The organism is Lentilitoribacter sp. EG35 (assembly GCF_040784015.1).
Lineage (GTDB): Bacteria > Pseudomonadota > Alphaproteobacteria > Rhizobiales > Rhizobiaceae > Lentilitoribacter.
In genome coordinates this window covers 266,188-278,683 of sequence record NZ_JBFNGQ010000002.1, presented here as the reverse complement: position 1 = coordinate 278,683, position 12,496 = coordinate 266,188, and the positions used below count along the sequence as shown (strand labels likewise).

General features: G+C 44.6%; 13 protein-coding genes. 3 read left to right on the top strand and 10 right to left on the bottom strand.

Going from position 1 to position 12,496, the window contains the following annotated elements; translation table 11 throughout:
• Positions 1-15 precede the first annotated feature (15 nt).
• The 4 genes from AB2J24_RS05215 to AB2J24_RS05200 all read right to left on the bottom strand — a co-directional run bounded on the left by AB2J24_RS05215 (position 16) and on the right by AB2J24_RS05200 (position 4,351).
• On the bottom strand, positions 16-960 hold the full coding sequence (locus AB2J24_RS05215; protein WP_420883619.1) for a glucokinase: 945 nt from the start codon (positions 958-960) through the stop codon (positions 16-18).
• 73 nt (positions 961-1,033) lie between these two features.
• A complete protein-coding gene (locus AB2J24_RS05210; RefSeq protein ID WP_367384694.1) occupies positions 1,034-1,411 on the bottom strand; it encodes a methylglyoxal synthase in 378 nt (125 codons plus the stop codon).
• Positions 1,412-1,434: 23 nt separating this feature from the next.
• Positions 1,435-2,448, bottom strand: coding sequence for a penicillin-insensitive murein endopeptidase (gene mepA / locus AB2J24_RS05205; protein ID WP_367384693.1), 1,014 nt, complete (start codon positions 2,446-2,448; stop codon positions 1,435-1,437).
• A gap of 109 nt (positions 2,449-2,557) precedes the next feature.
• Positions 2,558-4,351 carry a hypothetical protein gene (locus AB2J24_RS05200; protein ID WP_367384692.1) on the bottom strand — a complete coding sequence of 598 codons (1,794 nt, stop codon included), beginning with the start codon at positions 4,349-4,351 and terminating at the stop codon, positions 2,558-2,560.
• A gap of 144 nt (positions 4,352-4,495) precedes the next feature.
• Between AB2J24_RS05200 and AB2J24_RS05195 the strand changes: the two genes are divergently transcribed.
• Both AB2J24_RS05195 and AB2J24_RS05190 read left to right on the top strand, forming a co-directional pair.
• Positions 4,496-5,557 (top strand): glycosyltransferase, encoded by a 1,062-nt coding sequence (locus AB2J24_RS05195; protein ID WP_367384691.1) that lies wholly within the window; start codon positions 4,496-4,498, stop codon positions 5,555-5,557.
• Positions 5,554-5,949 carry a GtrA family protein gene (locus tag AB2J24_RS05190; protein WP_162654290.1) on the top strand — a complete coding sequence of 132 codons (396 nt, stop codon included), beginning with the start codon at positions 5,554-5,556 and terminating at the stop codon, positions 5,947-5,949. The genes AB2J24_RS05195 and AB2J24_RS05190 overlap by 4 nt, the downstream gene beginning before the upstream one ends.
• 23 nt (positions 5,950-5,972) lie before the next feature.
• Here AB2J24_RS05190 and pheT read toward each other — a convergent pair whose 3' ends face one another.
• From pheT to infC, 6 genes are all read right to left on the bottom strand, one after another.
• Positions 5,973-8,378 (bottom strand): phenylalanine--tRNA ligase subunit beta, encoded by a 2,406-nt coding sequence (pheT, locus tag AB2J24_RS05185; RefSeq protein ID WP_367384690.1) that lies wholly within the window; start codon positions 8,376-8,378, stop codon positions 5,973-5,975.
• Positions 8,379-8,867: a hypothetical protein gene (locus AB2J24_RS05180; protein WP_367384689.1), complete on the bottom strand. Its 489-nt coding sequence runs from the start codon at positions 8,865-8,867 to the stop codon at positions 8,379-8,381. It lies immediately after the preceding gene.
• Complete coding sequence (pheS, locus tag AB2J24_RS05175; protein ID WP_162654287.1) at positions 8,864-9,949, bottom strand: phenylalanine--tRNA ligase subunit alpha; 1,086 nt, start codon at positions 9,947-9,949, stop codon at positions 8,864-8,866. The genes AB2J24_RS05180 and pheS overlap by 4 nt, the downstream gene beginning before the upstream one ends.
• A gap of 125 nt (positions 9,950-10,074) precedes the next feature.
• Complete coding sequence (gene rplT, locus AB2J24_RS05170) at positions 10,075-10,476, bottom strand: 50S ribosomal protein L20 (protein ID WP_162654286.1); 402 nt, start codon at positions 10,474-10,476, stop codon at positions 10,075-10,077.
• Between the two features lie 34 nt (positions 10,477-10,510).
• A complete protein-coding gene (gene rpmI / locus AB2J24_RS05165) occupies positions 10,511-10,711 on the bottom strand; it encodes a 50S ribosomal protein L35 (protein WP_162654285.1) in 201 nt (66 codons plus the stop codon).
• A 198-nt stretch (positions 10,712-10,909) separates the two neighbouring features.
• A complete protein-coding gene (gene infC, locus AB2J24_RS05160; protein WP_244627967.1) occupies positions 10,910-11,446 on the bottom strand; it encodes a translation initiation factor IF-3 in 537 nt (178 codons plus the stop codon).
• A 185-nt stretch (positions 11,447-11,631) separates the two neighbouring features.
• On the opposite strand from infC, the gene AB2J24_RS05155 reads away from it, so the two are divergent.
• The gene (locus AB2J24_RS05155; RefSeq protein WP_367384688.1) at positions 11,632-12,435 is read left to right on the top strand and encodes an alpha/beta hydrolase; all 804 of its coding nucleotides are present in this window, start codon (positions 11,632-11,634) and stop codon (positions 12,433-12,435) included.
• The last annotated feature ends 61 nt before the right edge of the window (positions 12,436-12,496 follow it).

The window sequence follows — 12,496 nt, the reverse complement described above, 5'->3', positions numbered from 1 at the left end:
TGATTTATGAAGTTGCTATTTAGTCCAATATCGACCTTGTCGGGATATTCTAAATTGCTCGGGCCTATTTGCAAAGGCATAAAGTCCAGCTAGGGCAATTAGTGGATCTGTCATCAGATAAACTGGTATTTCGGCAACAATATCACCGTATGGGTCTTTGTCTGCAAAGGCATCAAGGAAAAAAGGTGTTTTAATAACATCACCTAGTTTTTGCGCCACTCCGCCTGTTAAATAGATGCCGCCGCGTGCCAGATAGATCAGTGCGGCATCGCTTGCATAGCGACCAAGATATGTTGCAAACAGTTCCATCGTTTCTTGTGCCGATTTGTCATTACCTGCATTGTATGCAGCTGTGACATTGGCAGGGTCTTCTATTCTGTTTTCAATGCCATCTGCTTTGCAAATTGCATTATAGAGATTTGTTAGGCCTCTCCCGCTTAAGAAAAGTTCAGCCGCAGGGCGCTCAGTTTGTCCAAAGGCTGCTTCAAAAATTTCACTGTCTCTAGCTGTACGTGGTCCAATATCTACAAAACCACCTTCACCCGGGATAACGCTCCATTCGCCATCACAGTAAATCATACCCGCCATTCCGAGACCTGTCCCGGGTCCAAGGACACTTCTGGCTGATGTTGGATGATCTTTGCCAGATTTGATGAGCATATGTTCATTTGTATCGGTTGCAATGGCCGCAAGAGCCTGCGCTTCGAAATCACTGACTGCGATAATTTCGTTCAAATTGAGTGTACCAAGCAGCGCGTTTGGATTTATTTCCCAAGGGCAGTTCGTTAACTTAATACCTTTAGGGTTTCCGGTGGGTCCAGCAACGGCGATGATAAGTGTTTTAGGCCTTAAGTCAGTTTTTGTAAAAACGCTTTCTTCAATGACATCCTGAATGGATGAGAAGTTCGTGTTCTTCGTGCTGTCAAAATGTCTAATGGGTGCATCTGGCTTTTCAATCAAAGCAAAACGCGAGTTCGTGCCGCCAATGTCTCCAATGAGAACAGGAAATAAAAACATGGTCAAATCCAAATATTCAGATATCTTTTTCTAATAATTCTTCTGCTGTGGCCCGATTGAGCGCCATCGGAATATCATAAAGAACCGCAAGTCGCATCAACGCTTTCACATCTACGTCATGAGGCATTGGTGTTAGCGGGTCAATAAAGAAAATCAACATATTAACCTTACCATCAGCTATCATGCCGCCAATTTGCTGATCACCACCCAATGGGCCACTTTTCATTGCACGAACATTGAGTTTTGGACAGGCCTTTGCCACACGACCACCCGTTGTTCCTGTGGCGATGATATCATATTCAATCAATGTTTTTTGATGGTTGATCGCAAATTCCACCAAAGCATCTTTTTTTTCGTCATGCGCTACAAGTGCGATAATGGGTTTGTCAGTCATAATTATCTCGGAAATGAACTAGATTATTTGGCAACAGGAATGGGAATGTTCGTCAAAGTTCGAAAATTGGGTCGCCCAGAATAGTTGAGTTTCACATCACTGTAGACCATTTTGCCTAGTGTCACATCTGCTTCAGAACTTGGACCATTAGCATTTAGAACCGTGGTGCAGGCTTGAGGTAAATCCGCCAGAGTTTTTTCAATACGTTTTCGTGGTTTTTTACCTGGCTTTGCTGGCTTGGGTGGAGCCCAGCGCGCAGATTCAAACCACCAGGCAAGTGGGGCGCCGCAGCTATCATCATTTGGCACACGAGCTTGCGATTTGCAGCCTACGGAACCAGCCGGACATTTTAGACGAATATGGAAATGGTAATGGTGCCCATAATAAGGGCGCACCTTGTTCAGGTTACTGCGATCACCTTTCCAATTATCACATAGTTCTTTTTTTATTCCCGGGTGAACGAATAGACGTTCCACATTTGGATAGCTTGCGGCTCGCATGATGAGATTTGCATGTGCTTGTGTCCAGATACTCTTATCGACCTTGAGCGTGTTCTTTTTCAGCACTGAGATTGCGCTTTTTTGTGTGCGTTCTTGATAGGTAAGGCGTCTATTAGGCATCGGTGTAAGCCATATATCGGCATCAAGGCCCACTTGGTGTGAAGCATGCCCTGATAGCATTGGTCCACCGCGCGGCTGGGAAATATCGCCTACGAGAAGTCCTGGCCAACCATCTTTTGCAGCGGCCTCTTTTGAAAGGTCCTGCACGAGGGAAATGAGTTCTGGATGTCCCCAACGGCGATTGCGTTCAAGGCGCATTGCTTGCCATGTAGGACCGTCAATAGGCATAGCTACGGCACCAGCAATGCAGCCTTTTGTGTAAAATCCGTAAGGGTTAGCTGTTTGGACAGACGGTAATTCTTCCGAGCCAAAAAGAACTTTCGCAGGTTTGGTTTCGGCCCTTGCGATACTGCTCCCGAATAGGAGAGATAATCCCATGCAAATGGATAGAAATTTATGGATCTTCTGTAATTTCATATTCTCGGCCTATTAAGGAGGTCTCGCAAATCACTAATGAATCATAACGTGGCTCAAATTGTAATCAAGTTGATTATGTAAGCTGGGGGCGTTTATGTGCATGTGGTTGCTAATTTATCTCATAAAATACTAATGCTTGTGACGTTGAAAGTTCCAAAGGTTTCAAAAAATCAGGCACCTCACCATTTGACATATTCGCATAAAACCCATCGGGAGCCTTCCGTTTGCTAACGGAAACCTGCGGATCAGTGTTACAAAAAACTAAAATGGTTGCATTTGCTTCATTCAAAATTTCGCGTGCTTCATTGTTAGTGGAGATTGATGCTTTAATTTCCGCAAGCATACCAGATTGATTACGGTGATAGGGCGCAGATAAGATGTGATGATGTGTGTATCTTAATATGGATGCACCCAGGTTTGAGGGCGCTACGACAACACTTTTCGGCAATTTATTTAAAGGACTTAAAGCCGCATGTGTCTGGCACGCATTTTTGTCATTCTCATCTTGGACTGCTAGGTTAGTGTTATTCGATCTGGCGATAACGAAATTGTTAAGTTGTGAAATACCATCCCCTATTACAGCCCATATGATGGGCATCGATAATAAAGATATGATGATAAAACTGATACCAATTTTAAGGTTTTTTGGTTCCTCCCGATTTTTCATGCGTAACTGACTTACGAGAAAAACCATCGGGATCATTGCAGCAAGATTTGCAAAGATCGATCCTCGTATTTGAATAAGGCTAATCCCTGAGGCGATAATAATTACAAATAACAGTTTCAGATAAATATCTCTGTGATCAGCAGTTCTTAACTGAAAAATGCAGAAAGTAATCGCTAAAACTGGCACAGCGTAGAAACCAAAAATAGATAGTGGTTTTGCTCGCCATTGCGCGAGGAAAGATTGGGCCTCTGTGATATTATCAAGCCAGAGTTCCGTAAGAAGTGGATCAAGATTTGCTAACGGGCTTTGCAGACATTCCGGGGCTACAATCTTTGCTAGGGCGAAAGTAATCGCGGCTATGCCCACAAGGGATGCAACTCGAATGAAACGACTTTTGTAAGATAGTGTCGCTGCGGCTAAAAATAGAAGGCCAGAACCAGCAATACCAAGCGCGTAATAACCCAATGAGAGCGTGTCACACACGACTTCAATATATCTTGCAGATGGAACTGTTATAAAAAATAACATCGTTAAACTGAACGCCATCGAAAGAGCAAATGCACGTGTTGGGCGTCGATAGTCCTTGCCGCCGTACCATGCCCAGGTAACAGCTATAATAACGCATATTGCTGCAATTAAAGGCGTGGTTTCAGCGCCAATGGCAATCGCTAGGGCACAAAGAAATCCGGCTAAAACATGAAGTTTCCAACTTCTGTTGGGGTCTATTACAATGAAAATTAAAACTGCATAGATAGCCAATTGAACATTGTGATGATCTATTGAACCTGGGTTGAATTTTCCGACCCCAAACAGGAATGCAACAGCGGCAATTGCGCCAATAGCAATATTTTGAGGCCCGGCAATTGCACGTGCGCATAGAATAAAACCCAAAATAACAGGGATAGCCGTCACAAGCGGCCAGATATAGACCGCAATTTCTTCTGCCGTTTGCCCAGAGAAAAACAATGAAAAGAAATTTATTAATCCGGCAATTGGTAAATCTACCAAGCGGGACCAATGCATCAAAGTCCCACTTTCCGGGCCAAGCCTGTATTGAGTGAGATCAAACCAACTCTGCCCGGCTAGCCAATCACGAACTTGCACAAGGCGCATAACGTCATCATTGTCTGGACCCAGATAATCTGAGCTAAACCTCAAAAATGATAGGCTCGCAATAGTGATGAAAAAAAACCAAGCAAGTAACGTTGGTTTGATCAGGTTTTGAGATTCAGACATAGGTTCAGATACCAAAATTGATTTTACGTCGAAAAATTACGTGTGAATTGCCATTTATTACGCGTTTTCAACTTAGCCTTAACCTTATCAATAAATAGTAAAGTTTGACGATAACAGATTATTGAAACGATCAGGATCACCAATATGAGCGACGCTGTTACTTCAAATGTGACCGAATGCCCAACCAATGATATGGACATCGCTGTACTTTTACCATGCTACAATGAAGCGGCTACAATTTTTGATGTTGTAAAGGATTTCCAGAAATCACTGCCAAGTGCGCGAATTTATGTCTATGATAACAATTCATCAGATGAGACGGCATTGCTTGCTGGTAAAGCCGGTGCGCAGGTTGTGCGCGAAATTCGCCAAGGCAAAGGGCATGTGGTCAGACGCATGTTCTCCGATATCGATGCTGATGTTTACATCATGGCTGATGGCGACGGTACATATGCGGCGCAAGATGCTCCGGAGCTTGTACGCCTTTTGGTCACTGAAAATAGTGATATGGTCGTTGGAACGCGTCTCGGTGTAACCGATGATGCCGGTCGTAAAGGCCATGCATTTGGAAACACAATTTTTAACAAGCTTTATCGAGAAATCTTTGGGAATGACTTTTCTGACATTTTTTCAGGTTACCGAGCATTTTCACGTCGTTATGTAAAAAGCTTTCCCGCAATTTCCGGAGGCTTTGAAATCGAGACTGAAATGTCTGTTCACGCATCGACATTGCAATTGCCTGTGACAGAAATTGGACTTGAATATGGTCGTAGACCAGAAGGCTCGGACAGCAAGTTATCTACATTTAAGGATGGCGCGAAAATTCTTCTAAAGTTTGCAAGCTTGATGAAGGAAACGCGCCCGTTACTCTTTTTTGGATATGTCAGTTTGGCCATTTTCGCGACCAGCCTGTTCTTTATGCTTCCGGTACTTAATGAATATTTTCACACAGGTCTGGTCGACCGAATGCCGACATGGGTCTCGTCTATGGCGCTGTTAATGATGTCAATTATGGTTTTTTCCGCAGGAATTGTTCTAGATTCTCTTGCAAAGTCTCGCCTTGAACAAAAACGTATCCTATATATGGCTATCGAAGGTCTGCAATCTAAGCAGAGTAATGATAGAAATGTGGACCTGTTGAGAGAAAAAACAGCTCAGATGCGCACGAACAAGCGCAGCAAAAATCGGACAAATAACGCTGCATGAGAAAACTCTTTTTCTTTGGAATAGCCGGCAGCATCGGCTTTATTGTTGATGCTGGGGTACTAATTCTACTTCTGCATTTTACGCCGCTGGACCCGTTTTCAGCGCGTATTTTTGCAATTGCGGCTGCAATGTTTTGCACGTGGATGATCAATCGTAACTTTACGTTTCAGAAAGGCGGGCGATCGGTTGCAAAAGAAGGAATGCGTTATGGCAGTGTTGGCATAACGTCAGCTTTGATCAATTACACAGTATATTCCGGGTTATTGATACAGTTTTCTGAATTAAGGCCTGTATTTGCAGTTGTCATTGCATCCGCAGTTGCTACGATTTGGTCTTATGTCGGCTATTCAAAATTTGTTTTTGCCGCGCCAAAAAACAGCCCTGAAAAATAGGGCTGTTGTTCTTTAAGTAATGTTTAGCCGCGAAGTGCGCCGCCAGTTGACTTTGAGACATTGCCAATAATTTTTTGAGATAAAGCTTCAAAATCTTCTTCAGTCATTGTCCGTTCAAAAGGCTGGATCGTCACCTCTATTGCTATGGATTTCTTATCTGTGCCAAGTGATGGACCTTCAAAGACATCAAACACATTAACTGCCGTAACAAGTTTTTTGTCAGCGCCTGCCGCTGCTCGAATAATAGCTGCAGCCTGGACATCTTTATCAACAACGAATGCAAAGTCTCGGCGAACCGCCTGATATGGAGACAGCGTTAGTGCGCCTTTTGTGCGTGTTGGTTTGCGTTTGCCCGACGGAATAGCGTCGAGAAATACCTCAAAGCCACACAGTGCGCCAGAAACATCAAGTTTTTTAAGAACATTTGGATGAAATTCACCAAATGTACCTAACACTGTTTTCGGGCCAAGTTTGATGGTGCCAGAGCGACCAGGGTGATACCAATCAGGCCCACCAGCTTCAACTTGCAGGTTTTTAACGGGTGCGCCTGCTGCTTCAAGCGCTGCAAGTGCGTCAGCCTTTGCATCATATACATTGACTGCATCGGAGTTACCGGACCAGTGGCGAGCAGTGCTTGTCAGTTTAGCTGTGCCACGACGAATGCCAGATGCACATCTGCGCTGTTGCTCCGGCTTATCGCCTTCGTAGGTTCCAGACACTTCGAATATAGCGACATCATTAAACCCGCGATCAGCATTTCGCTGCGATGCTTTCAAGAGGCCGGGCAGGATTGATGGACGAAGGTCAGACATGTCTGCTGCAATGGGGTTGGATAATTTGAGTGAATTATCACCCCCGCCAAAAGCTTCTGCTTCCACTGCTGAGATAAACGAATATGTAACAGCTTCGGACATGCCACGAACAGCCAATGCACGACGGGCAGATCGTGTTCTGATTTGCAACGTTGTCAAAATTCTGCCATTCACGGCGTCGAGGCTTGGCAATGGTTGCGGCTCGATCTCGTTGACACCATGAATGCGCATCACTTCTTCAACCAAATCTGCTTTTCCATCCACGTCAGGTCGCCAAGATGGTACTTTAACGGGAACAACATCACCAGTTCCATCAATTTCAAAGCCGAGTCGCGTGAGAATATCGGCACTCTCTTCCTTCGAAACGTCAAGGCCAGTAAGACGTTTTACTTCGCTGTAGGGGAACTCAACTATTTTTGCCTGATGAGGTTGATAACCTGTAACAGATAATTTGCTTGGTGTTCCGCCACAAAGATCCAGGACCATCTGTGTTGCAATTTCAGCACCATCGATCATGAAATCTGGGTCAACACCACGTTCGAAGCGATAGCGTGCATCTGTTATAATACCCAAATCACGACCCGTGCGGGCAATCATCATAGGATCCCAAAGCGCGCTTTCGATAAGGACGTTTGTTGTGTTCTCATCACAGCCAGACTGTTCTCCACCCATGATGCCAGCCAAAGATTCTGGACCATTGTCATCAGAGATGACATTCACCTTCTCATTCAACTCATATTCTTTACCGTCTAGGCCAAGGAGCTTTTCACCTTTTTTCGCTGCACGAACATGGAGATTACCGGCAACTTTATCAGCATCAAACACATGAAGCGGGCGACCACGATCGAATGTAATGTAATTTGTAATATCCACCAGAGCATTAATTGGACGTAGGCCAATAGCTAAAAGGCGTTGCTGAACCCAAGATGGGCTCGGACCATTCTTAACGTCTTTAACCATGCGCAATGCAAAACCCGGACAGAATACAGAATCGTCAATTTTAATAGAAACAGAGCAGGCGTCATTGCCGGAAATTTCCGGTGTTTTTGGTGTTTTCAATACACCAAATCCTGAAGCAGCCAGATCGCGTGCGATACCAGAAACACCTGTGCAATCGGGGCGGTTAGGTGTCAGGTTAATTTCGATAACGGGATCAGCAAGACCCGCCCATTCTGCATAAGGCGTTCCAATGGCCACATCTTCGGAAATTTCGATAATACCATCGTGGCTGTCTGAAATCAGAAGTTCTTTTTCTGAACACATCATTCCATGACTTTCAACACCGCGGATATTACCAACACTCAGTGTCACATCAATACCTGGAACATAGGTTCCAGGTGCTGCGAAGGCACCCACAAGTCCGGCCTTCGCATTTGGTGCGCCACAGACAACTTGAACAGGCGTGCCACTGCCATTATCAACGCTAAGAACACGAAGCCGATCGGCATCGGGATGTTGTTCGGCACTAAGAATTTTGGCAACAACAAAAGGTTTGAGCGAAGCTTTATCATCCAGGGATTCAAGCTCTAGACCAATCATGGTCAGTTGGTCACAAATTTCTTCCAAGGAAGCATCTGTTTCAATGTGGTCTTTCAACCAAGAAAGTGTGAATTTCATTTACGAAGCCTCACCAGAAGTAGGATTACTATTTTCGCTGTCGCGCTGTTTTTTGCGTTCTGCGAGTTCATCAAAAATCACGAAGCCAATTTGCAGGCCATCATCTTCTTGCTCATCGTTGGAAATCGGGCGACGCAAAAATGACAGTGCAAGTTGTGATGAATTGATAACCGCAGATGTTGGTATTCCATCAGGTAGAATACCATCTAGACGCAGTATATCACCTTCGCCCGGGATCAATGCCATGACTTTCATTGGTCCGGCAGGACACATAGCAATAACTTCCAACACTTCCTGTTTGGGATCCATCGTTTTTTGAAACGTGAAGATATGTTTTGCGACTTCCTGAGCGGATCGTTCAGCTGTATTCTCACAAGCTACACCTTGCCATTCATTGTCTTTTGGCGCTTCACGTTTTCCTTCTCGGAGTTCAAGCGCCATGCTCGCATACTTACCCTTTAACAAGGCAGCGTCTGAAAATCTGGTCATGATGAAAGTCCTCCAAAGAGCGTTGGTAGATCCAGTGGACGAAAACCATAATGATCGATCCAGCGTTGATCAGCCTCAAAGAATGGGCGTAGATCAGGCATGCCATATTTCAGCATAGCGATACGGTCGATCCCCATGCCCCATGCAAAGCCTTGATAGACATCTGGGTCAAGGCCGCCGGCACGAATAACATTAGGATGGGTCATGCCGCATCCCAAAATTTCCATCCAATCATTACCTTCGCCAAATTTAACTTCGCCTGGTTTTGAACGATCGCACTTAATATCAACTTCAAGACTTGGCTCGGTGAAAGGGAAGTAAGAAGGGCGGAAACGCATTTCTACATTATCCACCTCAAAGAAGGTTTTGCAGAATTCAATGAGTGTCCATTTCAGGTTCGCAATATTGGCACCCTTGTCGATCACCAGCCCTTCAAGCTGGTGGAACATTGGAGAGTGAGTTGCATCTGAATCTTGGCGATAAGTCTTGCCTGGAATAACTATGCGGATAGGCGGCTCTTGCTTCTCCATAGTGCGCACTTGCACAGGTGATGTGTGTGTGCGCAAAACTTTGCGCTCACCATTTTCATCAGGCTCAAAGAAAAATGTATCATGCATTTCACGGGCAGGGTGACCTTCAGGGAAGTTCAGTGCAGTGAAATTATAATAGTCTGTTTCAACATCAGGGCCTTCTGCCACAGTAAAACCAAGGTCAGAAAAGATGGCTATGATTTCATCTGTGACCTGACTAATTGGGTGGATACGACCACGCTCGGCGGGGGATGCATGAACGGGTAAGGTGACATCGAGAGTTTCGTTCTTTAAACGCGCAATAATTGCAACTTCTTGCAGTTCGGTTTTGCGCGCTTGGATGAGATCATTGATACGGACTTTCAATCCGTTGATCTGCGGTCCTGCAACTTGGCGCTCTTCCGGACTCATTTTGCCGAGACCTTTAAGTTGCAAAGAGATTGCGCCCTTTTTGCCAAGGGCGCCAACGCGAACAGCCTCAATAGCCGCTTCGTCATCAGCATCAGCGATTGCTTTTGTAAGATCTTCTTCTAGTTCAACAAGGTTTGTCATAGCTCACCTTCATTTGATGTGAATAAAAATCACATCACATCATGACGTTTAAAACAAAAAAATCTCGCGCTAGCCTGAGCCTGCGCGAGATCCTATAAAATTCCAATATTCAGGATTACGCTGGCTTACTTAACAGCGCTTTCAAAAGCATTGGGTGTTGTGTCTTTCAAGTAAGCAAGAGCTTCTTTCGCGGCAACGACAAGCGCGCCGAATGCTTCTGCTTCATGAATAGCCATATCGGACAAAACTTTACGATCGACTTCGATGCCAGCTTTGTTCAGACCGTCGATGAAACGACCATATGTTAGGCCGTGTTCACGAACAGCAGCGTTGATACGCTGAATCCAAAGTGAACGGAAATCGCGCTTACGAGCTTTACGATCGCGATATGCATATTGCATAGACTTATCGACAGCAGCTTTTGCCGTGCGGATCGTATTCTTACGACGACCATAAAAGCCTTTTGCTTTTTTTAGAACTTTTTTGTGTTTGGCGTGAGCGGTTACACCGCGTTTTACACGTGACATATGATATACTCCTTAGATGAATGGCCGTCGGGTCTTAAAGACCGTTTGGAATAAACTTTTTCACAATTTTCGCGTCTGGCTCAGAAAGAACCATTGTACCGCGTGCATTGCGAAGAAATTTGTTGGAGCGTTTGATCATGCCGTGCTGTTTACCAGCCGCAGCAGCCACGATTTTGCCAGTACCAGTTACTTTAAACCGTTTTTTGGCAGAAGATTTTGTCTTCATCTTGGGCATTTCATTTTCCTCTTATTAGGGCGAATTCAAATGAACCGCTGAATTGTTAAAAACATAAAAAACCCGAACACGGCATGCCCTGCCGGAACGGGATGACTTCATATAGGCGCAAATTTGATGAATTGCAAGTAAAACCACACATCAAATAGAAACAAGATATGTGATTTTATATCAAACCGTCCTGTGCGACCATAGACTTTACTTAGGAGAAAGCACCATCATCATCTGGCGGCCTTCAAGTTTTGGCTCTGCCTCAACTTTCGCAATATTTGCAGTCTCTTCTTTGACCTTTTGCAAAAGCTTCATACCAAGTTCCATATGCGCCATTTCACGCCCACGGAAACGTAATGTTACTTTTACTTTATCGCCATTATCGAAAAATTTGTTGATCGCGCGCATTTTCACATCGTAATCATGCGTATCGATATTGGGACGCATTTTGATCTCTTTAACTTCGATCGTTTTTTGCTTCTTGCGGGCCTCGGCAGCTTTTTTCTGCGACTGGTATTTCATTTTGCCAAGATCGGTAATCTTACAAACAGGATTATCGCCCTTTGAAGCAATTTCAACAAGGTCCAAGCCAGCTTCATTGGCCATGTCTCTTGCTTGCTCGATAGGTACTACGCCGTGGTTTTCACCTTCAGCGTCGATAAGTTGGATGTGGGATGCTTCGATATCTAGGTTTGCGCGAGGGCCGCCTTTTGTTGGAGCCGTTGCTCTTTGTGGTCTGCGAATGGTACTTATCTCCATATTATTAAACACGTGAAATGCCGCACATCTCATCAACTGAGCAATGTGCGTTTCATTTCTATTTGTCAATAGCATGCTTTTTATAAAAAATCACTTAGTTTCATGGCATAAGCGAATCTGTTTTGATAATTAGAGATTTATTGAAAAATGCGGATTTCGAGAGTGAGATAATGACCGATAATAACGACAAAGTCCCGAGCGAGTACATTTGCGTGGGTGAAGGCAGTCATGCAAGGCAGATAGCGGTTTGCCACAGGGGTGGAAATACATCGCGACAAGGCGCTCAGGGGTTTGTTTGGCTGGGTGGATACCGTTCTGATATGGAAGGTTCAAAAGCTATCGCAATCGATGATCATGCTGCCAAGCTTGGTCTGGCGTGCACCCGTTATGATTATTCTGGTCACGGACAATCTGGTGGTGAATTTGTTGATGGCACGATCTCGCGCTGGCTCGAGGAAAGTCTCGAAGTGTTTCAAAAATTTACTGAAGGACCACAAATTCTTGTCGGCTCATCCATGGGTGGTTGGATTGCATTGCGGATGGTTCAGGAGCTGCAAAAACTTGGAGAAGCGGACCGTGTTCATGGTCTTTTACTTCTTGCACCCGCACCAGATTTTACGAAAGAACTTTACGAGCCCAAATTAACTGATGATGAAAAGGCCGCACTTGAAAGCCAAGGCTATTTTGAGGTCCCGACACCTTATGGGCCAGACCCAAATATTTTTACCAAAAAACTTTTCGATGATGGTGCACAAAACCTTGTTATGAAAGGCATTTTACAGTTAGGTGTGCAGGTTCACATCATCCAGGGTATGGAAGATCCCGATGTACCTTGGCAGCACGCAATGTGCCTAATGGAACACCTGTCGGCAGATGATGTGACGATAACTTTAATCAGAGACGGTGATCATAGACTTTCGCGTGAAAAAGACATTGTCAAAATTCTTCAAAGTCTTGATGGAATGTTGGAATGATTATGTATCTCTTGCGATCTTAACCATGAATTTCAAAAGCCAAATCACGAGATTGACTCTT